Annotated in this window: 13 protein-coding genes; 3 read left to right on the top strand and 10 right to left on the bottom strand. The window is 73.4% G+C overall.

Annotation, left to right across the window (positions count from 1 at the left end; genetic code table 11):
• Positions 1 to 130: 130 nt before the first annotated feature.
• The gene (locus ACIQI8_RS08210) at positions 131 to 1,270 is read right to left on the bottom strand and encodes a YbhN family protein (protein WP_402346098.1); all 1,140 of its coding nucleotides are present in this window, start codon (positions 1,268 to 1,270) and stop codon (positions 131 to 133) included.
• Between the two features lie 382 nt (positions 1,271 to 1,652).
• Between ACIQI8_RS08210 and ACIQI8_RS08205 the strand changes: the two genes are divergently transcribed.
• Both ACIQI8_RS08205 and ACIQI8_RS08200 read left to right on the top strand, forming a co-directional pair.
• A complete protein-coding gene (locus ACIQI8_RS08205; RefSeq protein ID WP_402346756.1) occupies positions 1,653 to 3,140 on the top strand; it encodes a glycoside hydrolase family 3 N-terminal domain-containing protein in 1,488 nt (495 codons plus the stop codon).
• Between the two features lie 97 nt (positions 3,141 to 3,237).
• Positions 3,238 to 4,323, top strand: a complete 1,086-nt coding sequence (locus ACIQI8_RS08200) for an N-acetylglucosamine kinase (RefSeq protein ID WP_402346095.1) — start codon at positions 3,238 to 3,240, stop codon at positions 4,321 to 4,323.
• A 27-nt stretch (positions 4,324 to 4,350) separates the two neighbouring features.
• Here ACIQI8_RS08200 and ACIQI8_RS08195 read toward each other — a convergent pair whose 3' ends face one another.
• On the bottom strand, positions 4,351 to 5,343 hold the full coding sequence (locus ACIQI8_RS08195; protein ID WP_402346094.1) for an NEW3 domain-containing protein: 993 nt from the start codon (positions 5,341 to 5,343) through the stop codon (positions 4,351 to 4,353).
• Between the two features lie 110 nt (positions 5,344 to 5,453).
• The gene (locus ACIQI8_RS08190; RefSeq protein ID WP_402346092.1) at positions 5,454 to 6,338 is read right to left on the bottom strand and encodes a MurR/RpiR family transcriptional regulator; all 885 of its coding nucleotides are present in this window, start codon (positions 6,336 to 6,338) and stop codon (positions 5,454 to 5,456) included.
• A 160-nt stretch (positions 6,339 to 6,498) separates the two neighbouring features.
• Between ACIQI8_RS08190 and ACIQI8_RS08185 the strand changes: the two genes are divergently transcribed.
• A complete protein-coding gene (locus ACIQI8_RS08185) occupies positions 6,499 to 7,263 on the top strand; it encodes a sugar isomerase domain-containing protein (protein WP_402346090.1) in 765 nt (254 codons plus the stop codon).
• Positions 7,264 to 7,279: 16 nt separating this feature from the next.
• Here the strand turns inward: ACIQI8_RS08185 and ACIQI8_RS08180 are convergent, their stop codons facing one another.
• From ACIQI8_RS08180 to ACIQI8_RS08150, 7 genes are all read right to left on the bottom strand, one after another.
• On the bottom strand, positions 7,280 to 8,386 hold the full coding sequence (locus ACIQI8_RS08180; protein WP_402346088.1) for a class I SAM-dependent methyltransferase: 1,107 nt from the start codon (positions 8,384 to 8,386) through the stop codon (positions 7,280 to 7,282).
• Positions 8,383 to 9,639 carry a glycosyltransferase gene (locus ACIQI8_RS08175; protein ID WP_402346086.1) on the bottom strand — a complete coding sequence of 419 codons (1,257 nt, stop codon included), beginning with the start codon at positions 9,637 to 9,639 and terminating at the stop codon, positions 8,383 to 8,385. The genes ACIQI8_RS08180 and ACIQI8_RS08175 overlap by 4 nt, the downstream gene beginning before the upstream one ends.
• Complete coding sequence (locus tag ACIQI8_RS08170; RefSeq protein WP_402346084.1) at positions 9,636 to 10,463, bottom strand: alpha/beta fold hydrolase; 828 nt, start codon at positions 10,461 to 10,463, stop codon at positions 9,636 to 9,638. The genes ACIQI8_RS08175 and ACIQI8_RS08170 overlap by 4 nt, the downstream gene beginning before the upstream one ends.
• 3 nt (positions 10,464 to 10,466) lie before the next feature.
• Positions 10,467 to 10,808, bottom strand: coding sequence for an acyl carrier protein (locus ACIQI8_RS08165; protein WP_402346083.1), 342 nt, complete (start codon positions 10,806 to 10,808; stop codon positions 10,467 to 10,469).
• Positions 10,805 to 15,442 carry a type I polyketide synthase gene (locus ACIQI8_RS08160; protein ID WP_402346081.1) on the bottom strand — a complete coding sequence of 1,546 codons (4,638 nt, stop codon included), beginning with the start codon at positions 15,440 to 15,442 and terminating at the stop codon, positions 10,805 to 10,807. The genes ACIQI8_RS08165 and ACIQI8_RS08160 overlap by 4 nt, the downstream gene beginning before the upstream one ends.
• Position 15,443: 1 nt before the next feature.
• A complete protein-coding gene (locus tag ACIQI8_RS08155; RefSeq protein WP_402346080.1) occupies positions 15,444 to 22,649 on the bottom strand; it encodes an SDR family oxidoreductase in 7,206 nt (2,401 codons plus the stop codon).
• A 456-nt stretch (positions 22,650 to 23,105) separates the two neighbouring features.
• A complete protein-coding gene (locus ACIQI8_RS08150) occupies positions 23,106 to 24,518 on the bottom strand; it encodes a hypothetical protein (RefSeq protein WP_402346078.1) in 1,413 nt (470 codons plus the stop codon).
• Positions 24,519 to 24,524 lie beyond the last annotated feature (6 nt).

Raw genomic sequence — 24,524 nt, 5'->3', positions numbered from 1 at the left:
CCGAAGGCAGCGGTCGTTCAGGCCGCTCGGTCGGTGAAGGCGTCGCCGAGCAGGACCACGGTGAAGGCGCGGTTGCGCGGCGCGGAGCCGGATATCTGCGTGCGGCGCTGGACCGTGCCGTCGGACCCGCTCACAGCACCTTCCGCTGGACGAGCGCCGACAGCACCAACGCGCCCGGCAGCAGCGGCAGCCAGACCGTCAGGACCCGGTAGCCGATGAGGCTGGCCGCGGCGAGGTCCACGGGGGCGCCGAGCGCGGTGAGGGTGAAGACCATCGCCGCGTCGATGGGACCGATGCCGCCCGGCGCGGGCACGGCGCCGACCGCGGTGCTCGCGACCAGGAACGCGAAGGTGACCTGCGCCCAGGTCAGGGTGAGGCCCAAGGAGGAGCCCACGCACATGATCACGGTCGCTTGGAGCACCGGCGCGGCGGCCGCCCCGCCCCAGAGGGCGATGATGCGGGAGGGACGGGTGTGCAGCGTGCGTACGTCGGTGAGGGCGGTGCGTACGCCGTCCAGCAGCGGGCGGCGCAGCGGTCGTACGGTCGTCACCAGGACGACCGCGGTGCCGAGGCCCAGCGTCGCGCTCCCCGTGACCAGGAACAACGTCCGTTTGTCCGGGACCAGTTCGCCCAGGCCCAGCAGATCGGGGTAGGCCACCAGGAAGCCGAGCAGCACCATCGTCTTCGCGATCGGCCTGACCAGGGAGTACAGGGCGAGGGAGGCGGTGGCCCGGGCGAAGGGGATGCCGCGGCCCAGCAGGAAGCGCAGGGTGACGGCGTGGGCGCCGAGGCTCGCCGGCAGTACGTGGTTGGCGGCGCCCGCGGCGAACTGCGACGCGATCAGCAGACCGGTCGGGAGCTTCTCCGGCAGGGCGCCCTGCCGTACGCAGGAGGCGGACAGCCAGCCCAGGCAGGTGAAGAAGAACGCGGCCAGCAGCCACCAGGGGTCGGCGGAACCCAGCCGGGTGGTGCCGTCGTACAGGGTCCGCCAGTCGGCCACCACCCAGGCGGCTATCAGGAGGACGGGGAGCAGGACGAGGGTGCGGCGGGCCGCGCGCGCCCAGGAGCGGGGCAGGCGAGGGAGGGACAGGAACGAGGGGAGGGACGGGAGGGGCGGGGGAGCGAGGGCGGGGGCGGTGGTGCCGGTGGGGGCGCTGGCGACCGCCGGGACGAGAGTTGCGGCGGGGCAGGTGGCCGGGGCGGGGAGCGGCCTCGTGGCGAGCGGGTCGGAGGGGGCGGTGGGTGTGGCGTCGAGCGGCAGCGGGGTCACGGCGCACGTCGTCCTTCCACGTCACTCCCGCGCGCCGCGGGGGCGGCGTGCGAGCGGGACGGATACGGGGCGAGGCAGGAGGGGACGGCCGAACCGTTCCCATCCGGCGTGACGCCATGGTGTCCGGAAACCGACGCGCCGCGGGCGCGTACACGTACGAGTCTTCCCACACCGCCCGGATCCCACCCGCCCCGGCCGGGCCGCCGGTCCCGCGGCCGTCCGGTCGGTGGTCCGGCCCTCCCGTCACCAGGGCACACCCCGGTGACACGGCCACCGCCGGACACGAAACGCAGGCCGTCGAGTCGGTGAATCAAACAATCCTAAGGCATGTTGACTTTCGGCTGAGCGAGCCAGAAGAATTCCGAGGGTGACCTCCGAGCGCGTGTCCGTCGGTCAGGCCTCCGACCCGGCCCTGTCCTCCGTCTCCTCCGACCTGGACGAGGCGGTCCACAGCTGTCTGGTCGCCGGCTTCGAGGGCACCACCACCTTCCCCGACACCCTCAAGCGCCTCATCGACCGCGGCCTCGGCGGGGTCATCCTGTTCACCCGGAACATCCGCGACGCCCAGCAGGTCCGCGAACTCACCGACTCGCTGCGCGCCCTGCGCCCGGACCTGATGATCGCCATCGACAACGAGGGCGGCGGCATCGGCCACCTGGTGAAGGCCGGCGCACCCGAGGTCCCCGGCTCCTACGCCCTCGGCGTCGCCGACGACCCGGATCTGACCGCCCGCTGCGCCGACGCGCTCGCCGGCCACCTGGCCACCCTCGGCATCACCGCCTCCTACGCTCCGGTCGCCGACCTCCAGTTCCGCCCGGACAACCCGATCGTGCGCACCCGCTCCTTCGGCGCCGCCCCCGACCTCGCCGCCCGGCATCTGCGCGCCTGGATCACCGCCACCGAGGCCCGGGGCATCGCCTCCTGCGCCAAGCACTTCCCCGGCCACGGCGGCACCGTGACCGACAGCCACCACGGCCTCGCCGTCGACCCGCGGCCGTACGACGACCTCTGGGCCGATCTCGCGCCGTTCCGCGCGGCGGTCGCCGCCGGGGTGCCGATGCTGATGAGCGCGCACGTCGTGTTCCCCGCCCTCGACGCCAACCGACCCGCCACGCTCAGCCGCCGCATCCTGCGCGACCTGCTCCGGGACGACATCGGCTTCGACGGGGTCCTGGTCAGTGACGCCCTGGAGATGAGGGCGATCGCCGGCCGCTACGGCGAGGCGGCCGGCGCGCGCATAGCCCTCGCCGTGGGCGCCGACCAGGTCGTTGTCGCCGTACCCGACCTGGAGGTCACGCTGGCCTGCCGGGACGCGGTGCTCGACGCCCTGCACACCCGGCGGCTGACCGAGGAGCGGGTCTTCGAGGCCGCGGGGCGGGTACGGAAGCTGGCCGACCGGTACGCGGGACCGGCCGCCGTCGCGGTCGCCGGCTGGGACTCCGGCGCCGGCCTCGCGGCGGCGCGCAAGGCCGTACGCAGCCGCTCCCTGCCGGCTCCCGTACGCGGCGCGCACCTCGTCGACCTCTTCCCGACCCCGCACCCCGCGCTCACCTGGGGCGGCGAGGACCTGCTCACCGAACTCCGCCCGCTCGACCCCACGGCGACCGGTACGGCGGTCACCGGCGAACCGTGCGACCCCGCCGACCTCGTCGACGGCATCCTGCGCGTGGTCGGCACCTCACCCCTGATCGTGGCGACTTGCGACGCCGGCCTGCACCCCTGGCAGACCCACCTGCGCGACGGCCTCCTGTCCCGCCGCCCGGACGCCCTGCGCGTGGACACCGGCCTTCCCGAGGGCGGCGCCCTCTGTTCCTACGGACGCGGCCGGGTCAACCTGCGGGCGACGGCGGAGGTGTTGGCGGGGAGGTAGGGCGAGACCCGCCCGATGTCTGCCGTGAGGGTCGGATACCTGGCCTGGAGGATCGGGTACTTGTCCCGGCTGAATGCATGAACCACCATGGCCGCTGATGACCAACGATTTCAACCAGAGCGAACCGGCGCTCGTCGTCGGCCTGGACGCCGGCGGCACCCGCACCCGGGCGGTCCTCGCCGACGCGGCCGACGGCCGTCCCCTCGGCGAGGGCGCCGCCGGTCCCGGCAACGCCCTGACCGTCCCGCTGCCCGAACTCACCGACCATCTCGTCGAGGCCGTGGCCCAAGCGGTACCGGAGGCCGCGCGGGGGCGAGTGGTCGCCGTGGCCGGCGGTTTCGCGGGCGCGACCGGCGCCTCGGCGGACGACCTGGGCCACCGCAACGCCCAGACCGCCCTCACGGTCGCCCTCCGGCGGCTGGGCATCTTCGCCGGCCCGCCCGCCATCCGCAGCGACATCGAGGCCGCCTTCGCCTCCGCCCCCGGCACCCCGGCCGACGGCCTCGCCCTGGTCGCGGGCACGGGAGCGGTCGCCTTGCGCATCACCGACCGCAACTGCACGGCCACCGTCGACGGCGACGGCTGGCTCCTCGGCGACGACGGCAGCGGCTTCTGGATCGGCCGCGCGGCGGTACGGGCCGCGTTGCGGATGGCGGACGGGAGGGGAGAGGGGACGGCCCTTGCGGGGTTGGTGGGACGGGAGTTGGGGTTGCCGCAGGGGGCGTTGCCGGAGGAGGCGTTGAGTGAAGAAGCCTTGCCGGAGGAGGCGTTGAGTGGAGAAGCCTTGCCGGAGGAGGCGCCCGCGTCTGCCACCCCTGCCCCCTGGTCCCGCCCCCGCCGAGAGGCCTACCGCATGCATCTGCTGCCCGTCGTCATGGCCGGGCCGCCGATCCGGCTCGCCCGTCTCGCGCCGTTGGTCGTCGAGGCGGCCCGGGGCAAGGACGCCGTGGCGCTGGCGATCCTCGACGAGGCCGCCGATCAACTCACCGCCACCGTACGGGCGTTGGAGCCGCGGCCCGGTGAACGGGTCGTGGCGACCGGTGGCCTCCTCGGTCCCGACGGACCCCTCACCGATCTCCTCGCCGCCCGGCTCAACCCGCTCGGCCTGACCCTGGACTGGGTTGCCGACGGCTGCCGGGGTGCCGTGGCCCTGGCCCGGCTGGAGTACGGACGCCGGTCGTGAAGCGGGCGTCGGCCGGCCGCTCCGAGGTCAGGGGGTCACCTCCAGGTCGACGGCCTCGGTGCAGGCGACCCGTCCGTGCCAGGCGGCCTTCGCCAACAGCCAGTAGGAGCCCGGCGCGACGACCCCGCCGTCCACGTCGACGAAAGCCTCCAGCCGCTCACCGCCGGGCACGGTGAAGTCCTGGCGGCCCGGTGCGCCTCCGGGCCAGGTCCCCCACGCGGACACCGCCCACAGGGTGCCCTCGACCGGACCGCGGGTGGTGTTGCGCAGGGTCACCGGAACGCGGACCCGCTCGCCCGCCCGCACGCTGATCCGGTCAACTCCCAGCTCCATCAGCAGAGTTGGCGCGGCGTGGCGCTCGCCCGGAACGTCGAGCGCCACGACATCCTCGTAGTCCCGCCCCTCGTGGGACAGGCGTGCGGTGAGCCGGTGCCGGCCGGGTACGGGGGACGGCGGTGGCGTCACCTCGACCTCGGCGAGCGTGCGGCCGCCGGGGTCGAGTGCGTGCGGCAGCAAGGTGGGCTCGGCGGGCCGGCCGGGCGGGACGCCGACCGTGACGAGGCCCGAGACCGGCGCGCCGGTGGGCTCCGAGGAGACCCGGACGGTCGCGGTGGCCGGGCCGCCGGACGTGGTGAGCGCCCCCGGCGAGAAGCGCACGGCCACCGGCGGGTCGAAGGTGCGGTGCGGCAGGCCGGCCGGGTCGGGTTCGGCGGCCGTTCTCAAGGGCTCGGCCACCGTGAACTGGACCGCGTGCCGGGCGACTTGGGCTCCGCTGACGGCAGTGAGCGTGACCTCGCCGCGGTCGCCCGGCGCGAGACCGTCGACGCTCACGGCTATCTCGACGCACACCCTGCCGTCCTCGCCCGGGGTGGCGACGCCGTCCCCGGATACCCCCGGGCCCTCGACCGTGCACAGGACCGTCCGGCCCGGGACGTCCTCGATCTCGGCGACCACCACCTGGTGCGGGTGCTCGGCGGTCCCGACGAAGAGCTCGGTCGACTCGGCGGCCGTGACACGCATGGGTCTCCTACGAGGAAGCTCGGCGAAGCCCCATCCTGGCACCGCCGGGATGGTTCAAACAACCATCTTCACGTTTCCTCGGTGGTTCATCCACGCAGTCTCGGCCGGACTCACCTCGTCCGGCGGGACTTCACGGCGTGCTGCGGGGTGATGTGGTCGGTCAGCGCCAGGGAGGCGCTCGCGCGCTGGTAGGAGAGCTGGGCGACCCGGACGTACAGGCAGTCGATGAGCATCAGGACCGAGTGCCGGCCGCCGATGCTGCCGGTGCGGAAGCTGGTCTCCGAGGTGGCCGAGACGAGTCGGATGTCGGCGGCCCGGGCCAGCGGCGAGCGCGGGTCCGTGGTCAGCGCGATGGCGGTGGCACCTCGCTCCTTGGCCATCTCGAACGGTTCGATCGTCTCGCGGGTCGCCCCCGAGTGGGAGATGCCGATGGCCACGTCCGCGGGGGTGAGCAGGGCCGCGGAGGTGGCCGCCGCGTGCACCTCGGTCCAGCCGCGCACCGCGCAGCCGATCCGGAACAGCCGGGTCTCCGTCTCCTGCGCCACCGCGCCGCTGCCGCCCACGCCGTACACGTCGATCCGGCGCGCGCGGGCCAGGGCCTGGGCCGCGCGCTCGATCGCGTCGAGGTCGATCCGGTCGATCGTCTGCTGGATGGCGCGCAGGTCGGCCGCGCCGACCACCTGGACGACCCGCTCCAGGTCGTCGTCCGGGGAGATGTCGGGGCCGATCTCCGCGGAGCCCCAGTCGGAGACCTCGCCCCGGCCGCGCTCCTGGGCCAGTTCGATCAGCAGATGCTGGTAGGAGTCGAGCCCGACGGCGCGGCAGAAACGGGTCACCGTGGCCTGCGAGGTACCGGTCCGGCGGCCCAGCTCGGCGGCCGAACAATGGGTCACGGCGGCGGGATCCTCAAGGATCAGCTCACCGACCTTCCGGAGCGATCCGGCCAGCCGCGGCAGCTCGGTGCGGATCAGTGTGGTGACGTCCGTCGAGGGCATGAAGGGAAGGTATCAGCCACCGATGAGAAGGCAGTTTGAATACCAGGACCCGACAGTGCCGCCGACATCGGCTCATTGCCCCGGATCCCGGACATGTGATTTATTGATTCACTAGATGGGTCATACACGAGGTGGTTCGATCCACCAGTGGGGAGGTCGCGTGTCCGTCGAGTCCGTGAGCGCCGAGGGCTTCGCGCGCGAGGGCCTGGCCGTCCTCCAGGACCTCGCCCGGTCCGCACACGACGAGGTGACACGCGCCGCCGAACTGATCGCCGACTGCGTGCGCGGCGACGGCGTCATCCAGGCCTTCGGCACCGGCCACTCCCAGGCGATGGTCCTCGAACTCGCGGGCCGCGCGGGCGGGTTGGTGCCCACCAACCGGCTGAGCATCGCCGACCTCGTCCTCTACGGCGGTGAGGACCCCGGCGTCCTGGACGACCCGCTCCTGGAGCGCCGCGCGGGTGTCGCCGAGCGGATCTACCGGCTCGCCGCTCCACGCCCCCAGGACCTCTTCGTCGTCATCTCCAACTCCGGCGTGAACAACGTGATCGTCGAAACCGCCCTGCTGGCCAAGGAGCAGGGCCACCGCCTCCTGGCCATCACCTCGCTCGCCCACACCCGCGCCGTCCCGGCCGGCCACGCCAGCGGCAAGAAGCTCGCCGACCTCGCCGACGTCGTCCTCGACAACCGGGCCCCGCGCGGTGACGCTCTCCTCGACCTCCCCGGCGGCGGCGCCGTCTGCGCCCTGTCCACGCTCACCGGCGTGATGCTGATCCAGATGGCGGTCGCCGAGGCATCCCGCCAACTCCTCGCCACCGGCGACCGCCCGCCCGTCTACGTCTCGGCCAATGTGCCCGGCGGCTTCGAGGGCAACCTGGAGCTGGAGAAGCGGTACGCCGGCCGGATCCGACGCACCGCGAGCTGACAGTGCCCCGACGGGCTCAGTCCCGGCGAGCCACCAACCGGTAGGCGTTCGACAGCCGCAGCCTGCCCGAGAGCGGCTTCACGGCGAACCGGTCCAGGAGCGTGCCCAGCAAGAACGCCGGGATGCCGGCGATCAGGACGGCGGTCCGCACACAGCGCCGAACCGCGGACGGCGGCTTTGCGTGCCAGGGCACGTCGTCGGGCACGGCCGCGTCCAGACCCAGCCATACGGCGGCCAGCAGATCGACCGGATCGTGGGGCTCGGCGTGCTGCTCCGCGACCACCGTGAAGCCCAACTCCGCCAGTCGGCCCCGCAGGTTCGCCACCGGGACGAAGTGCAGGTGCTGCGGCTGGAGCCAGGGCAGCCACCAGCGGCCGAGCAACCGGGCCAACCGGCTTTCCGGGTCCGGCACTTCGATCAACAGGTGGCCACCGGGACGGATCACCCGGTGCGCGGCCCTGAGCTCCAGGTCGGGCTGCGTGCTGTGCTCCAGGTAGTGGAACATGCTCAAGACGTCGTAGTGGCCCGAGAACTCCGGCGCCAGTTCGGGGAAGCTCCCGCGGTATCCGCGCTCCACCCGCCCTTCCCGCTCGGCGAGTTCGGCGCCGTCCGTGAAGTCGAGACCGTCGAAGGCGGTGTCCGGGTAGACCGTGCGGGCGGACTCGCAGAAGTGGCCGTGACCCGTCCCGACGTCCAGCCAGTTCTTGGGGGTCGGCGAGTGCGCGAGAAGCGACCGCGCGCGCTCCTCGTACATCTTCGTCCGGCCCCCGAAGGTGGTGCCGACCTGCTTCTCGCCCAGGCCGTCGTAGAAGTCCCGGTAGTAGAACTCCAGCCCCGCCTCGCTCAGTCGGGGGTTCTGGAAGGTGTGCCGGCAGCTCTGGCAGTGGTCCAGGACGAAGGCACCGGGCTTGTGCTGGAGCAGGTCCGTGGTGCGCAGCCGGGTCTTCAGCTCCACCGAGTCGCACCAGGGGCAGGTGGTGCGGCGGGGTTCGAAGAAGCGGGCTGTGCCGTCCGCGAGGTCGGCCTGGTAGGCCGGGCGCAGGGCGGCGACCTGTTCGGTGCGCGAGGGGGCAGCGGGTTCGGGTGGCGTCGGTGCTTCGGGTGGCTCGGGGGTGCTGCTCACTGGTCCTCCTTCGAAGGACGCGCCGGCTGTTCCGGCTCAGGACGCGCCAGTCGTTCCAGGTGGGTGGCCGCCGTCGCGGTGCCGCCGGCCGCGCGGAAGGCCGTGGCGATCCGGTCCGCGGCCACGCGGTGTTCCGGCTCGTGCAGCACCGCGTCGATCGCCGCGCCCAGCCTCACCGCGGTCACCCGGCCGAAACGGACCCGGACCCCGGCTCCCGCGGCGGTGACCTGACCCGCGATGACCGGCTGGTCGTCACGGATCGGTGCCACGACGAGCGGGACCCCGTGCCACAGGGCCTCACAGACCGTGTTGTGCCCGGCGTGGCAGACGACCGCGTCGACCCTTTCGAGCAGCGGGAGTTGGGGGACGGAGGGGACGACCAGTACGTCCTTGTCGTCGGTGGGGTCGCCGTGGGTGGCGTTGTCGAGGGCGGTACCGGCGTCGGGTCCCGTGAGCGTGCCGCCCGGGTCCACGATCACCGACTGCACCCGGTCCGCCCGCGCCCGCAGCGCGGTCAGGCACTCGGCGAGGAAACGTCCGCCGACGTCGGTGTTGGCGGTGCCCAGGGTGACCAGGACCCGGTCGCGGGAGGGGTCGAGCCAGTCCCAGGGGAAACCGGGTGCCGCCGGGCGGGACGCGATCGACGGGCCGACCCAGCGGATGCTCTCGCCCTCCAACGCCTCGGGACCGGCCAACTCCCTTGTGCTGAAGGCGAGTACGAGGTGCGGGGAGAACCGGGGGTCGGAGCTTCCCACCGGGTCGCCGACGCGGACGCGCAGGGCGTGGATCTCGTCGTCCAGCCAGCGCCTGACCTTGGGCAAACCCGCCAGCGCGTCGGTGAGTTCGGCCGACGTGGTCGCCGAGGTGGCCCACGGGACGCCGAGCCGCTCGGCCACCAGGCCGCCGGCCAGGGTCTGTTGGTCGGCGACGACCGCGTCCGGCGCGAACTTCGCGACAGCGGCCTCCACTCCGGGCGCCATCTCGACGGCCAGCGGCACCAGGAACCGTTCCCACAGGAACTTCAGCGCCTCCGGGCCGCGCAGCTCCGGCGGCCGTGAACCGTCACCCGAGCCCAGCATCGGTCCCGCGCACGGGTACACCCGGACGCCGTCCCCCGCCAGCCGCCGGACCAGAGCGGGATCGGCGCAGGCCCACGCCGACTCGTGGCCCCGGGCGGCGAGTTCGGCGGCCACACCGACGGTCGGGTTGATGTGCCCCACCAGGGGCGGCACGACGAACAGGAATCTGCTCACCGGACGGCCGCCGGGCTGCTCGCACGGGTCCGCTCGGTGGCGTCCCGGATGTGCTCCAGCACGTGGTCGCCCACCGCACCCGCCGCCTCCACCAGCACCGAGTGCTCGTGCCCCGGCAGGACGACCGTCCGGCAGTCGGGCAGCAGGCCCTCCAGCCACGGGGTCAGCAGCGCGAGTCCCGAGTCGGCGCCGAACACCCCGAGCACCGGGCAGCTCACCGCACCGATCTGATCCTCCGTCAGCACGCGGCTGGCGGCGATGTCCTGCGCGAGGCTGGTCTCACGGGCCAGCCGGGCCGCGCTCTTGGCCAGCCGGGCGGTGTTGTGGCTGCGGTTGACGGCGATCCACGCGAGCGCGTCGGCCTCGTTGAACGCCAGCTCGTGCAGCACCTGTTGGAGGACCTCGTCCATCTTCTCCGACCAGGTCGCGGTCGCCGGCTGGGACTCGATGAGGGAGACGCTCGCCGCCCGCTGAGGGTGGCGGGCCGCGTAGCCGAAGGCGATGGTGCCGCCGTAGGAGTTGCCGACCAGGTGCACTGGGCCCGTCACCTCCAGGGTGTCGAGCAAGGCCTCCAGGTCGTCGAGGTTGTCGTCGAGGGTGTAGCCGCTCGCCGGGCGCTCGCTGCGGCCGTGGCCGCGCAGGTCGTACATGACGACGTCGAGGCCGGCCGCCGCGAACGGCGGCCCGATCGTGAAGTAGTAGCTGGCCAGGCTGTCGGTGAGCAGGCCGTGGACCAGGACCACCGTGGCGTTCGGGGCGCCGCCTTCGCGGGGTCCCATTCTCTGTACGTGCATGCGGAGTTGACCGGTGTCGACCAGTGCCATGACTCAGCCCGCCTCCGCCGACTTCAGGCTCTGCACCACGTACTCGACCAGCCGGCCGACGGTGAGCTCGATGATCTCGTCGAACTCCATGTCGGCCAGGAACTCAGCGAAGTTGACCCGCCTGCCGTACTTCTCCTGCAAGAGCCCGGCGAGCGTCACCAGGTCGATGCTCTCCAGCTCCAGATCGCGGTTGAACGTGGTCGTCATGCCGATCTCGACGTCGTCGAGGCCGTACTCGTCCTCCAGCAGGCGCGCCAGCATGCCGGTGATGTCGGCGAGAACCGCGTCCTCGTCCGTGGGGGTGGACTCTTCCGTGGCGGTGGAAGGGGCGGTGGGATCGGTCATCGGTCGTACGACTCCTCTGCGTGCTGCGGGCCCGTGGTCCAGGCCACGACGTAGTCCCGGTCGGGCAGTGCGGGGGGATTGCCGGTGCGTTCGAGGTGCACGGTGTACGCGCGTTCGAGCCGCCCCGAGACCAACAGCCGCTCTGTGTCGGTGACTTCGAGGATCTCGAAGTCCCGGGGGCGTCCGCCGAAGCCGGTGCCCTCGGCCTTGGCGACCGCCTCCTTGGCGGCCCAGAAGCGGGTGAACCACAGGGCTTCGGACTCGCCCGTGTCGGCGCATACGGCGTGCAGGAGCCGCAGTTCGGCCGGGCCGAGTGCGGTGGTGACGGTCGACGGGTCGCGCTCCACGACCTCTTCGAGGTCGATGCCGGGGCCGGGACCTGGCGTGTGCGGCCGTACGATCGCGACCGCCGACTCGGCTCGGTGCGCCAAGGAGACGTCCAGCGCGGGCAGTTCACGTCCGTGCAGGCCGGTGACGTAGGGGCGGCCCAGGTCGTCGTTGTGCACCCGGATCTCCGCCGGGAAGACGGGCCCCTCGCCCTGGTCCCACAGCCACTGCCGTACCGCGTCCTTGAGCGCGATCCGCCCGAGCAGCCACTGCCTGCGGCCGCGCGGGGCGTGCTCGGCGTACTGCGAACGCTCCGCGCCGCTCAGTGAGTTGCGCATGATCAGGTCGCGCGAGGCGAGGTCGGGCCAGCGCTCGTGCAGCAGACTCCAGCCGCCGGGGCGCGCTTCGGAGAGGGTGTTGCGGTCCGGGAAGCGCTCGACGGGACGGGTCTTGGGGTCGTTGTCGAAGCGCCGGTCCTGCCAGCCGGTCAACTCCGCCCAGACCTGCCCGCCGACGCTCAGCCGGATGTCGGCTTCGAGGACGGCGGCGGTCAGGGAGGTGATCGAGACCACGCACTCCACGTCCGTGCCGGGGCGCGGATGAGGACCGTAGAAGCGCATCTCGCGCATCTGGACCGGGAAGACCACCGTGCGGTTCTTGCGGGTCGCCATGATCCAGTAGCCGAGGATCTGGCCGACGTTGTCGAGGAGCGCACCGGGGGCCGGCGGGGTCGTGATGACCCCGCGGACGTGATGGTCGCCGATGCCGGTCAGTTCGGTGACGCCCTGGAACGCCGGGCCGTGGAACATCCAGCGTTCGCCGTAGAGCTGGGCGGCGGTGTGCTCGGGGGTGCGGTCCCCGCCGGGGTGGGGGTGGTGCGCGGGGGCGGCCGGGTAGGCGGGGGCCAGTTCCACGACGGCTCGGGCGCCGGGGCCGAAGGTGACGGCGAGGCGGTTGGGGCCGTCGGGGGTGACGGTCACCGGCACGTCGACGGGGGGTGTCGCCGTCAGCCACTGGTCGAAGCGTGCGCCGTGGACCGCGACCGCCCGCATGCCGGGAGCGGTTGCCTCGGCCGCGTCCATGATGTGCTGCACGATCGTCGTCGCGGGCACGACCGGCCACCGGTCGGCGACGTCGGGCCAGCCGGGACGCTGCGGGAAGAAGCAGTGGTCGAGCAGGTAGGGCATGGCGTCGGGGGAGACGTGGAGGCTGGTGCGGTGGCCGGTGGGCGGGGGTGTCCGGACATGGTGGCCCTTGGTGGGCGGGGGCGCCTGGACGCGGTGGTCGTTGGTGGGCGGGGCGAATGACGTGGGTGCGGGTGAAGACGAGGACGCGTGACCGACGCTCGCCGTGATCAGCGCGGCGGCGGTGTCGGCGGTGTCGCGGAGGAGGGCGGAGAGTTCGGCGGCGACGGGGGAGTCGGCGACGAGGGCTTCGAGGGTGGGGGAGGTGCCGACTGACGTCTGGGGAGGGGGAGTTGCCGCCGCGGGTGCGGGCGCGATGGTCATCGGCCGTAGCTCCGCGTGGAGTTCCGTGAGGGTTGCGGCATCGAACGACACCAGCGCCCCGCCCAGGTCGAGGTGGATGGGTGGACGGCCGGTTCGTGTACGCCCCAGAGCTGTATGTCCCTGAGATGTACGTCCCTGAGGTGTAAGTCCCCGCGCTGGCAGGTCCGGTGCGATCTCCGCCCCCGTTGTCCACAACGCGGTCGCCACTCGGCGGAGTTGGGCGAGGCCCGTGCGGTGGGGCGAGTTGGCGGCGACGACCAGATGGTCGCGGGAGCCGAGGGTGTCGCCGACCAGGGAGCCTAGCTGACCGGTGCCGACCTGGACGAAGACGCGGTGGCCGGCGGTGTACAGCCCCTCGACGAGCTGCCGGAACCGGACCGGCTCCAGCAGATGCCGGACGAACAGCGCCCGGATGGCGGCCTCGTCCTCGGGGAACGGTGACGCGGTCGTCCCCGACCACAGGGGGACCGTCGGCGCGTGGAGCCGGAAGCGGTCGGTGGCCTCCTCGATGGGACCGAGGTACGGCTTCAACATGGGGGTGTGGAAGCCGGACTGGAACGGCAGCACCTGACTCAGCACACCCTCCGCCCGGAAGGCCCGAACGAACTCCGTCACGGCCTCGACCGGGCCGCACACCATCGACTGGCCCGGCGCGTTTTCGTGCGAGAGGACGACACCGGCGGCCGCCCACTTCCCGTCCAGCGCGGCGAGGACCCGTTCGGCGGACGTGCCGATCGCGCCGAACGCCAGCCCCGGGACGGTCAGTTGGTCCGGGTCGAAGGAGTCCATGAAGGCGCCGACCTCGTCCCCCGCGTACACCCCGGCCGCCACCATCGCGGTCCACTCGCCCACGCTGTGCCCGGCGACCGCGTCAGGGACCACACCCATGCGGCGCAGGGCGGCGTCGAGAAGCCGGCCGACGGAGACGACACCCAGGCCGTGCCGGCCCACGTCCCCGACCCGTGCCGGGCCCGCCGAACGGATCGGCGGCAGCCCGAAGTGGTCGGCCACGTCGTCGACTTGCGGGTCGAAGTCGCCCTCCAGGCCGGGGAAGAGGAAGGCGGTCGTGCCGGTCAGCGGGCGCGGCGCGAACCACACATCACTGCGCCCCTGCCAGGCCCGCCCCTTGGCGACCGCGCGCCGGGCCAGCGCGAGTCGCTTCGCGGTCGGGTCGACGATGCCGAGCCGCGCGCCGCCCGCCGTGGTCGAGGGGCGCGCGGTGTCGAGGCCCGCGGCCAGTACGGCACTGTCGTCGGCGTCGAGCAGAGCGGCGAGGTTTTCGGGGGTGTCTGCGGCGAGGGCGAGGACGCGCTCGGGTTCGGTGACGGTCACCGGACGTGACTGTCCCGGTCGTACCGCACCCGGCGCCTCCTCCAGCACCACGTGTGCGTTGATCCCGCCGAACCCGAACGCGTTGACGGCCGCCCGTCGCACCGGACGCTCGGCCGAGGTCTCCCAGGGCGTCGCCTTCTCCAGCGGGCGGAAGCGGGTCGCCATGAGTGCGGGGTGCGGGTCGTCGCAGTGCAGGGTCGGCAGGAGCATGCCGTGGTGCACGGCGAGGGCCGCCTTGATCAGGCCGGCGACTCCGGCGGCGGGCATGGTGTGGCCGATCATCGACTTCACCGAGCCGATGACCGCGTCGCCCTCGCCCCGACCGGCTGGCTCGCCCCGCCCCGATCTCCCGCTGCGGCCGAACACCTCCGCCAGAGTGGCCAGTTCGGCGCCGTCACCGGCGGGTGTCGCCGTGCCGTGGGCCTCCAGGAGGCCGATCGAACCGGGCTCCGCCGGATCGAGACCCGCCGCCCGCCACGCCTGGCGTACGGCGTGGGTCTGGCCGGCCGAGTCGGGGTTGAAGAGGCTCGCCGCGCGGCCGTCGCTCGCGACCCCGGTGCCCCGGATCACGGCGTAGATCCGGTCGCCGTCGCGTTCGGCGTCGGCGAGACGCTTGAGGACGACCACGCCGGTGCCCTCGCCGATGAGGATGCCGTCGGCGCCCCGGTGGAAGGGCCGGATGCGCTGACTCGGGGAGAGGGCGCGCAGTTGGGAGAAGACGCTCCAGAGCGTGATGTCGTGGCAGTGGTGGACGCCTCCGGCCAGCATCAAGTCGCAGCGGCCGGAGTCGAGTTCGGTCACCGCCTGGTCGACGGCGACCAGCGAGGACGCGCAGGCCGCGTCCACCGTGTACGCCGGACCGCGCAGGTCGAGACGGTTGGCGACCCGGGAGGCGGCCAGGTTGGGCACCAGGCCGATGGCCGACTCGGGGCTGTCCGGGCCGAGCCGCTCGGTGAACGCCGTCCGCACCCGGGCGAGTTGGCCGGGTGTCAGGTCGGGCAGCAACTCGCCCAGCGTGCGCACGAGTTGCCCCGCCGTACGCACCCGCTGGTCGAGCCGGACCAGGCCGGGGGTCAGATAGCCGCCCCGGCCCAGGATGATCCCGACGCGGTCGCGGTCGGGCAGCCGGTCCTCGCCGCCCGCGTCGGCGACGGCCTGCGCTGCCACCTTCAGCGCGATCAGCTGGTCCGGCTCGGTCCCGGCCACCGAGTTCGGCATGATCCCGAACCGGGTGACCTCGACCTCCGCCAGCGAGTCGACGAACCCGCCGCGCCGGCAGTACACCTGGTCGGCGACGGCCGGACCGCCGGCGGAGCCCGGCCGGTAGTACGCGTCCGCGTCCCACCTGCCGTCCGGCACGTCCGTGATGGCGTCGGTGCCGTCCAGCAGATTGCGCCAGTAGGTGTCCAGGTCCGGGGCGCCCGGCAGCAGCACCGACATGCCCACGATGGCCACGGGGCTGGTCATGTCACCAGCCCGACGCGGTGTAGACGACGGAGCGGGCCGACTCCTCGCCCCAGGCGAGTTCGCGCAGCAGCGCCGCGGTGCCCTCCTCCGGGTCGATCAGGCCGATCCCGCGCCGGGCGTACTCGCGGCCCAACTCCGGTGTCACCATGCCGTGATGACCGCCGGTGGGCGCCCACGGCCCCCAGTGCACGGTCAGCGCGCGCCGCCCGGTGCGGGCCGCCCACGCGGTACCGAGGCTCTCCAGCGCGTCGTTGGCGGCGGCGTAGTCGACCTGTCCGCGGTTGCCGAGGACGGCCGAGATGCTGCCGAACAGCACGGCGAAGGCAGGGCCGTTGGGGAGTTCGGCCAGGGCGGAGAGCAGGGTCTCGGCGCCCTCCGTCTTGGTGCCGTAGACCCGCCCGAAGGACTCGGCGGTCTTCTCCGCGATCAGCCGGTCCTCGATCACCCCGGCCGCGTAGACGACCCCGTCGAGGCGGCCGTGCTCGGCGTGGATCTCCTTCACCGCCTGGAGGGCGCCGTCGGGTTCGCGGAAGTCGACGGAGTGGTAGCGCGCCGGGCTGCCGAGCGCGGCGAGTTCCGCAAGGGTGGCCGTGATCTCCCGCTGGGCCAGGAGGAGTTCGGCGGCGCGGTTGATGTCGGCGGGGGAGCGGCCGCCCTGGGCGGCGAGGGCCGCGCGCAGTTCGGCGGGGGTGCCGGCGGCGGCGGTCGCCGGGTCCTCGGGTCCGACCGGGGCGGGTGTACGGCCGAGCAGTTCGATCCGGCACCTGGAGGCCCCGGCGAGTGCGGCGGCGAATTTCGCGGTGATGCCCCGCGCGCCGCCGACCAGCAGCACCACCGCGTCCCGGTCGAGGCCGAGCGCGGCGGCCTCGGCGGCGCCGTCACCGGCCGGTCCGGCCCCGTTGGTGGCGAGCGCCCCGAGCGGCACCTCGGTCAGCTCCAGGCCGTGCCGCCCGGACGCCCCGCGCACCACCACGGGGGCGTCGTCGGCGGCGGTCAGCTCGCCGATGACCGCGTCCGCCACGGCGGCCGGGGCGAGGTCGTCGACGTCGACGATCCGCGCGCGGGTCTCCGGGTACTCCCGGGCGACCGTGCGGAACACCCCGTGCAGGCCCGCGGCGCGGAGGTGCGGCTCGGCGGGGCGTACCGCCAGCAGGTGGCGTGGCGCGCGGCGCAGGACCGCTTGGAGGACGGAGAACGCCTCGGGCAGCACCGGAGGCCGGGCGCTCGCGAGCGGGTCGAGGAACAGGACGCCGTCCACGGTCCCGTCGGCCTCGGTGAGCAGGTGGTCGGCGGCGAGCGGGGTGACCTCGGCTCCGTGCGCGGCGAGCCGGGCGGCGACCGCACGGGCCACGGCCGCGGTGTCGTCGTCACCGAGGATGACGAACCGTTTCCCGGAGAGTGCAAGGGAGTTGGGGCCGACGGAAGCGCCCTCGCCGGCGGGGGCGCTTCCGTGGTCGGGGAGGAGAATGGGCCGGAGCACGAAGCGCCGGGGAGCCACGCCGGCGACGTCCGGGGTGTCCGGCGCGGTCGGAGTGGCGGGGGCACTCGGGGTGTCAGGGGCCGCCGCCGGCTGCTCGGGCGCCGTCGTCGTGGGTCCGCTCAGACGCGCCGCCAGCCAGTCCGTCACCGCGGCCGCCGTGCGGGCCTTCGCCAGGTCCTCCAGCTCGGAGTCGTCCAGCGCGGTCACGTCCGTTCCGGCGCCGATGCCCAGCCGCTTCGCCAACTCGCCCGCTATCTCGGCCCGTTTGATCGAGTCGATGCTGAGGTCCGCCTCCAGGTCGAGGTCGGGCTCGATCATGTCGACGGGGTAGCCGGTCCGTTCGCTGATGATCTCCAGAACGACAGCGAGCACGTCGGCCTCGCCGAGGGCGTCGGTGGCGGGCGCGAATTCCTGCGCGGCCACGGGGAGTTGAGGCAGGGGCGCCGTCTGCGGGACGGCGGCGACGGCTGCCGGAACCGGTGCGCTGGTGGCTCCCGGTACCCACTCCATGGGTGGGGCCGCGGGCGCGGGAACCCACTGACCCGGGGCCGTCGCACCGAAGTACGTCAGCAGGACGTCCCGTTGTGCGGCCACCATCTCCCGGCTGGTGCGCAGGAATTCGGCGATCAGCTCGTCCCGGTTGACCGGGGCGGGGCCCGGCTGGTTCGTCGTCACGGTCGTCTCCACAACGCGTCGAGCCGGTGCGAGCGCACCGGGAAGGGTGTCTCCTGCGGCCGTACGGACCAACTGGCCGTCGACCGTCCAGCCGGGGCGCCTGGGCGCGGTCGCCCGGGTCGCGTCGACGGCGTCACGCCCCTGGAACAGCCATCCGGTGCGCACCGGCACGCCGGCGACGGCCAGTTGGGCCAGCGCGTCGAGCCAGCCGCGCAGCCCGCTGCCGGGCCGGGGCTCGCACGCGACGACCTGATGCGGGCGGTCGCCGAGGATCTGGCCGACCAGTCGGGTCAGTACCGTCCCGGGCCCCGCCTCCACGAAGATCCGCGCCCCGGCCTCGTACATCGCCTCGATCTGCGCGACGAAACGGACCGGCGCGCCGATCTGGGCGGCGAGTTCGGCGCGGATCGCGTCGGCGTCACCGGCGTAGGGGGCGGCGGTGCGGTTGGACCACACCGGGAACTCCGGCGCGTGCACGGGCCGGGCCGCGAGCGCCTGCGCGAACCGCTCGCCCGCGTCCGCCACCAGGGGGCTGTGGAAGGCACAGGCCACGGAGATGCGCTTGGCGCCGAGACCGGCCTCGCGCAGCAGTCGTACGGCGGCGGTGACCGCGTCGGTCGGGCCCGAAATGACTGTCTGGCTGGGCGAGTTGTGGTTGGCGAGGACGACCGACTCGGGGGCGCCGGCCGCCCGCAGAGCCGCCGCGACCTCCTCGGCGCCGGCGGCGACCGCGGCCATGGTGCCGGGGTCGTCCCCGCCGGTGGCCGCGAGGATCGCCGCCGCGCGCTCGGCGCTCAGCTCCAGCAGCGCCTCGGGCTCGATCACGCCGGCCGCGCACAGGGCGGCCAGCTCGCCGTAACTGTGCCCGGCCGCCATGTCGGGCCGCACGCCCGCCGCCCCGAGCAGGGCGTACGCGGCGAGCGAGGTGATGCCGAGGGCCGGCTGGGCGACCCGGGTGTCGGTCAGGTCGGCCTGCGCACGGTCCTGTGCGGCGTCGTCGAACGCGGCCGGCGGATAGAGCGCGGCGGCGTGGTCGCGGCCGAGCTGCAGGTAGTACTGCAGCTCGGGAAAGGCGACGAAGACGTCCGCGAGCATCCCGGGACGCTGGCTGCCCTGACCGGGGAAGAGGAAGGCGACTTTGCCGGGCGACTCCGGGGCAGGCTGTACGCCGGATTCCGTTCCGCTCCTCGCACCGCGCTCCGCGCCGAGCCCCGCGAAGCGCTCCACGCCGGCTTCCGGTCCCTGCTCCGCGCCGGGTGCCGACACGCGCCCCGCGCCGGAAGTCGCGGCGCCGCTCACGCCGGCTTCCGCTCCCTGCTCCGCGCCGGGTACCGACACGCGCCCCGCGCCGGAAGTCGCGCCGCCGCTCACGCCGGCTTCCGCGACGCTCCCCACGCCGGTCTCCGCGTCGCCCCCCACGATGGCGGCCGCCAGATGAATGCCCGCCCCCGGATCGTGCTCACCGGCCAGCGCCCGCCGCAGCTGCGTCACCAGTCCCTCGACGTCCGTCGCGACCACGGCCGCGTGGACGGGGTCGTGGCGTGCGTCCGATCTGCGGGACGCGGCGAGTGCGAGATCCCGTAGGCGCCACGGCAGTCGGCCGTCGGTGCCGGAGGACTCCGCGGTCTTCAGGAGAATCTCCATGCCGCGTCGGGCGGCCGCCTGGTCCGTGCCGCGGAAGGTGAACAGCTCGGCCGGCCAGGCGTTGAGGCCATGGGCCGGCGGTACGGCGTCGGCGTGGGCCTCGATCACGGCGTGGAAGTTCGTGCCGCCGAAGCCGAACGCGCTCAGTCCCGCGATCCGTTCACCGGCCGGCGCCGCCCAGGGACGGGCCTCGGTGTGGAAGACGAAGGGGCTCTCGCCCTCCCGCCAGGCCGCGTTGGGCCGCCGTACGTGCAGCGTGGGCGGCTTGACCCCGGTGTACAGGGACAGCACGGTCTTGATCAGTCCCGCGAGCCCCGCGGCACACTTGGTGTGCCCGATCTGCGACTTGACCGAGCCGAGCGCGCAACTGCCGGGCGCGGCACCGGACTCGGTGAACACCTCGCTGAGGATGGTGAGTTCGGTACGGTCGCCGACCACGGTCCCGGTGCCGTGCGCCTCGACGAGACCGACCTCGGCCGGCGAGACACCCGCGTTGCGGTACGCCCGCTGCAGCGCGGCCCGCTGTCCCTCCGGGCGCGGTGCGGTGAGGCCCAGTGAGCGGCCGTCGCTGGAGCTGCCGACTCCCTTGACCACGCCGTAGATCCGGTCGCCATCGCGCTCGGCGTCCGCCAGCCGCTTCAGGACGACGCACGCGACGCCCTCGCCGAGCGCGATGCCGTCGGCGGAACTGTCGAAGGCCCGGGAGCGGCCGGTGGGGGAGAGGGCGTGCACGGATGAGAAGAGCACGTAGTCGTTGATGCCGTTGTGCAGGTCGGCGCCGCCGCACAGCACGACGTCGCTGGTGCCGCCCACGAGTTCCTTGCAGGCCACGTCCAGCGCGGCCAGCGAGGACGCGCAGGCCGCGTCCACCGTGTAGTTGGCGCCGCCGAGGTCGAGCCGGTTGGCGATCCGGCCGGAGACAACGTTGGCAAGCATCCCCGGGAAGGAGTCCTCGGTGAGGTCCGGCAGCTGCTCGGCCAGCCCGTCGGGGACCTTGCCGTAGTACGAGGGCAGTACGGCCCGCAGGGTGGTCGCGTTGGAGAGGTCGCTGCCCGCCTCCGCGCCGAACACCACCGAGGTGCGGGCCCGGTCGAACTCCCGTCCCCGCTCGCCGTATCCGGCGTCCTCCAGTGCGCGCCGGGCCGCTTCGAGGGCCAGCAGCTGCACCGGCTCGATGTTGCCGAGGGAGGTCGGCGGGATGCCGTAGCGCAGCGGGTCGAAGGGGATCTCGGGCAGGAAGCCGCCCCACTTGGACGGGGTGGCGCCGGTGCCGTCCTCGGACCAGTGCACGGCGGGGTCCCAGCGGGTGGCCGGCACCTCGCCCACCGCGTCGTGGCCGCCCAGGACGTTGGCCCAGAAGGAGGCGAGGTCGGGTGCTCCCGGGAACATGCAGGCCATGCCGACGACCGCGACATCGAGCGGCTCGGGCACGTCCTCCTCGGCCAAGTCCGCTTCCCCGCCCAGGAGTTCACGCGACCTGCCCGCGTAGAACTCGGCGGCGCCCGCCGTCACCGAGCGGTGCAGCGCGCCGACGGTCGTGGTCGCCGAGCGCAGCACGGCCACCTCGCCGGCCATGAACATCCCCTCGGCGAGCTGGCGTTCCTCGTCGACAGGCGCCAACCGACCGCTCTCGTCCCGCTCGACGCCCTTGCTCGCGATGCGCAGGCGGCCGACGTTGAGCCGCTCCAGCTCCTCCCACATCCGCCGGTCGGGCACACCCCGCTCCCGCAGCCGGTCCCCCAACTCCCGGAACCCGTCGCTGAACGGGCTCCGTACGCAGCGGGTCGCATGGCCGGGCGCGGTCTCCAGCAGGGCGGTCCCGGTCGCCCCTACGACCTGTTCCTGGAACAGGGGCCGGATCGCCCCGCGCGCCACCGCCTCCTCGGTGAAGAGGTAGGCGGTGCCCATCAGGACGCCGACGGCCGCGCCGCGTGCCGTCAGTGGAGCGGCGAGTGCGGCCACCATCGCGGCGGACCGCTCGTCGTGCACACCGCCCGCGAAGAACACCTCCAGGCCCTCGGCCTCGGGGAAGTCCTCCAGTACGGCGAGTTGGGCCTCCCAGAGCGGAAAGCTGTTGCGGGGGCCGACGTGGCCGCCGCATTCCGAGCCCTCGAAGACGAACCGGCGGACGCCCGCCTCAAGGAACTGCCGCAGCAGTCCCGGTGAGGGCACGTGCAGGAAGGTGCGGATCCCGGCGCTCTCCAGCGCCTCGGCCTGCGAGGGCCGGCCGCCGGCGATGATCGCGTGCGTGGGCCGGAGTCGGCGTACGGCTTCGAGCTGGGCGTTCCTGGTCTCCTCGGGCGCGAAGCCGAGCACTCCGACGCCCCAGGGGCGACCGGCCACGGCGTCCCGGGTCTCGGTGAGCATCGCCTGCGTCTGCTCGCCGTTCGCCAACGCCAGCGCGATGAACGGCAGTCCGTCCCCTTCGGCGACCGCGGCGGCGAACCCCGCCTGGTCGCTGACCCGGGTCATCGGGCCCTGGGCGATGGGCAGTTCGGTTCCGAGGGCCTGGCTCATGGGGGAGTCGTGGCGCAGTGCCAGGGCGGGCCCGTCGTCCCGCACGGCCTCCCGCACGGCGGCGGTCAGCCCGCGGACCACACCGCCGACGTCCCCCCACCGCTCGGCGAACCGGGCTGCCAGGAAGCCGTCTTGGCCCACGGGGAGGAGCTGGGTGCGGAGATCCTGGGCGCCGAGGGAGCGGGCCACCTCGACCGGGTCCTCGGTACGCACCTTCGGGGCGTCGGGTCCCCGCCGGTGCAGCACCCGGTGACCGGCCACGACCGTCGTCTCGGAGCCGTCCATCGAACGCAGCGCCGCGGCTGCCGCCTCGGGCAGCCCGGACTCGGCCAGCAGCGCGAGCTGACTGTCGAGCACGACCCCGGCCGCCCCGCCGGCCACCGCCGCGGCGGCCGTACGGGGACCGATGCCCCCGCAGGCCCAGACCGGGACGTCCACGCGGGGGTCGGCCAGCACCTGCTGCAGGAGCACGAAGGTGCTCAACTCGCCGACGCGCCCTCCGCTTTCACTGCCACGGGCGATCAGCCCGTGCGCTCCGGAGCGGACCGCGTCCAGGGCCTGGTCCAGGTCGGTGACCTCGACGAGTACGCGATGACTCCCGGCGAGATCCACGGTCCCTAAGGGGGCGTCGGCGGCCAGGATCACGGTCGTCGGGCCGTCCGTGATCTCACCGGCCCGGATCCGGCAGCCGGCCCCGATGCGCACCCCGTAGGGCCCGGGCACCCAGCGGCGCAACCGTGCCAGGGCCTCTCTCGTTCTTCGGTCACCCGCGCCCAGATCCAGTACGCCCAGACCGCCGGCGCGGCTGATCGCCGCGGCGAGTCGGGCGTCCGGTTCACGCAGCGGCGTGATTCCAATGATCAGGTCTTCGGCGCGCAGGGCAGACGTCATGATTCTCCGAATGAACGGCGAAACTGCACGGTGGGGGGAAACGGCCTACGAGCGGCGAACCGGTGCGAAAGGGGACGCCGTTATGCGTGGAAAGTCGTGTGGATAACTAGTGAAAAGCTAGCCCTACGGTTACCCATGGGTCAACAACGCCTACGTGCCTGATCGGCGTCTCGCCTTGATCCAGCCAGTCGCGCCAGCTCATCCCAAACATCCGAAAATCCGGCCATTCCGCGACCAAATTCCCCCGAGCCGCGCTCGCATTCACTCGCGTCACATGCCTCCGAAACGTTACGGACAGGGAGCGGAGCCCACGTAAACATTTCGTATCGCGGTCGGCGTGTGAGTTGTGCGCGGAATTGTTCCTCGCTGAATTCCGTCCATCCGCAGCCAAAAGCCGCTGTTGTAATGTCAGTCGACTACGGCGGAATGTCAGCGCTTTCTCCCCGGCCGCGTTTCTCACCAGCCCGTCAGCAACAGGTGATTGACGAGCAGCGCGAGCACTGCCTGTCCGGCCAGCCACGCACGCGGCGCCGTCAGGAACGCGCCGGCCGGCAGCAGCCACAGGGCGAAGGGCAACCAGATCCGCTCCGTCTCCGCCTTGCTCATACCGGACAGGTCCGCGACGAGCAGGGCGAGCAGTGCGGCGGCGACGAGGAACGCGAGGCGCGCGGCGGACGTCCGGCCGGGGCGCAGGAGGGTCGCCCCGGTACGGCGCAGGCCGGCCGCCGTCGTCGGGCCCACGATGATCGCCGTACCGGCCAGGTTCGCCCACACCCAGTAGCCGTACGGGCGCACCCCACCCGCGCCTTGGTGATAGCGGGTGACCAACAGGCGGTACGCCTCCCACCAGTTGAAGCCCAGTGCGGTGAACACGACGGGTGCGACGGCGAGTCCGGCCAGGACGAAGGGCAGCGGGCGGGCGCGGACGTGGCCCAGGAGAAGCACGGCCGCCGCGATCAGGGCGAAGAGGGTGAGACCGTACGAGAGATAGGCGCTCAGGCCGAAGAGCAGACCGGACGCGAGGCCGGTCCCTCGCGGCCGGTGTCCCGTGACCGCCAGCCCGAGCAGCGCGAGTGCCCACGCGGCGACGGCCGCGAAGTAGCCGTCCGCCGAGGTGCCCACCCATACCGCGGCCGGTGCCAGTACGAGGAAGGGGGCCGCGCGCCGGGCCAGCTCCTCGTCGGCCAGGGCGCGTACGGTGACCAGGACCGCGACCGCCGCGGTGGTGCCGACGGTGATGACGAAGGCGCCGGCCCAGCCACCGCCGCCCAGTCCGATCCGGTCCAGCAGGACGAAGGTGAGGGTGGCGCCCGGCGGGTGCCCGGCGACGTGCGCGGGCCAGTTGTCGGGCGAGTCGATGAGGATGTGACGGGTGAAGTCCCGCAGGGCGTACGGGATGTCGTGGAAGCTGCCGACGGAGCGCAGGTACTCGTTCCGCGTCGTCAGCTGCTCGGCGACACCCCGGTACCAGCCGTCCACCAGAGCCAGGGACCACGTCCACGCCGACCCCGCCGCCCAGACCGCGAGAAGCAGCGGGCGCCAGGGGAGCCGGGCGGCGAGCGCGGGGCCGTAGGCGACGACGCCGACCGCGACGGCGATGGCGGCCGGGGTGCCCGGGCCCACGTGCGGGTCCCAGTCCGCCAGCAGGGGCGGCCAGTTGACGTGAAGGGAGCCGTCGCGGTGCTGGATCGCGCGGCCGACGAGAACGGCGGCAAGGACTAGGAGGACCGCGGCGAGGACAGCGTAGAGATCACGACGGACATCGCGACGGCTGTGGCGACGGTCATCACGGCCGAGGTCGCGGTGCGGGGTATGGGCCGGGGGTCGGCGAAGGACGCGGGACAGGCCGGGGAGAAGGTCGCGGTACACGCGGGA

This window comes from Streptomyces sp. NPDC092369 (assembly GCF_044755245.1).
In the GTDB taxonomy this organism is placed as follows: Bacteria; Actinomycetota; Actinomycetes; order Streptomycetales; family Streptomycetaceae; genus Streptomyces.
The sequence above is the reverse complement of the archived record's forward strand: the minus strand, read 5'-3'. Positions and strand labels throughout refer to the sequence as shown.

What these genes read in the sequence shown, in the direction of transcription:
- ACIQI8_RS08200 (WP_402346095.1), top strand. Translation starts at nt 3,238, where the DNA reads ATGACCAACGATTTCAACCAGAGCGAACCGGCGCTCGTCGTCGGCCTG.
- ACIQI8_RS08195 (WP_402346094.1), bottom strand. Translation starts at nt 5,343, where the DNA reads ATGCGTGTCACGGCCGCCGAGTCGACCGAGCTCTTCGTCGGGACCGCC.
- ACIQI8_RS08190 (WP_402346092.1), bottom strand. Translation starts at nt 6,338, where the DNA reads ATGCCCTCGACGGACGTCACCACACTGATCCGCACCGAGCTGCCGCGG.
- ACIQI8_RS08170 (WP_402346084.1), bottom strand. Translation starts at nt 10,463, where the DNA reads ATGGCACTGGTCGACACCGGTCAACTCCGCATGCACGTACAGAGAATG.
- ACIQI8_RS08165 (WP_402346083.1), bottom strand. Translation starts at nt 10,808, where the DNA reads ATGACCGATCCCACCGCCCCTTCCACCGCCACGGAAGAGTCCACCCCC.
- ACIQI8_RS08160 (WP_402346081.1), bottom strand. Translation starts at nt 15,442, where the DNA reads ATGACCAGCCCCGTGGCCATCGTGGGCATGTCGGTGCTGCTGCCGGGC.
- ACIQI8_RS08155 (WP_402346080.1), bottom strand. Translation starts at nt 22,649, where the DNA reads ATGACGTCTGCCCTGCGCGCCGAAGACCTGATCATTGGAATCACGCCG.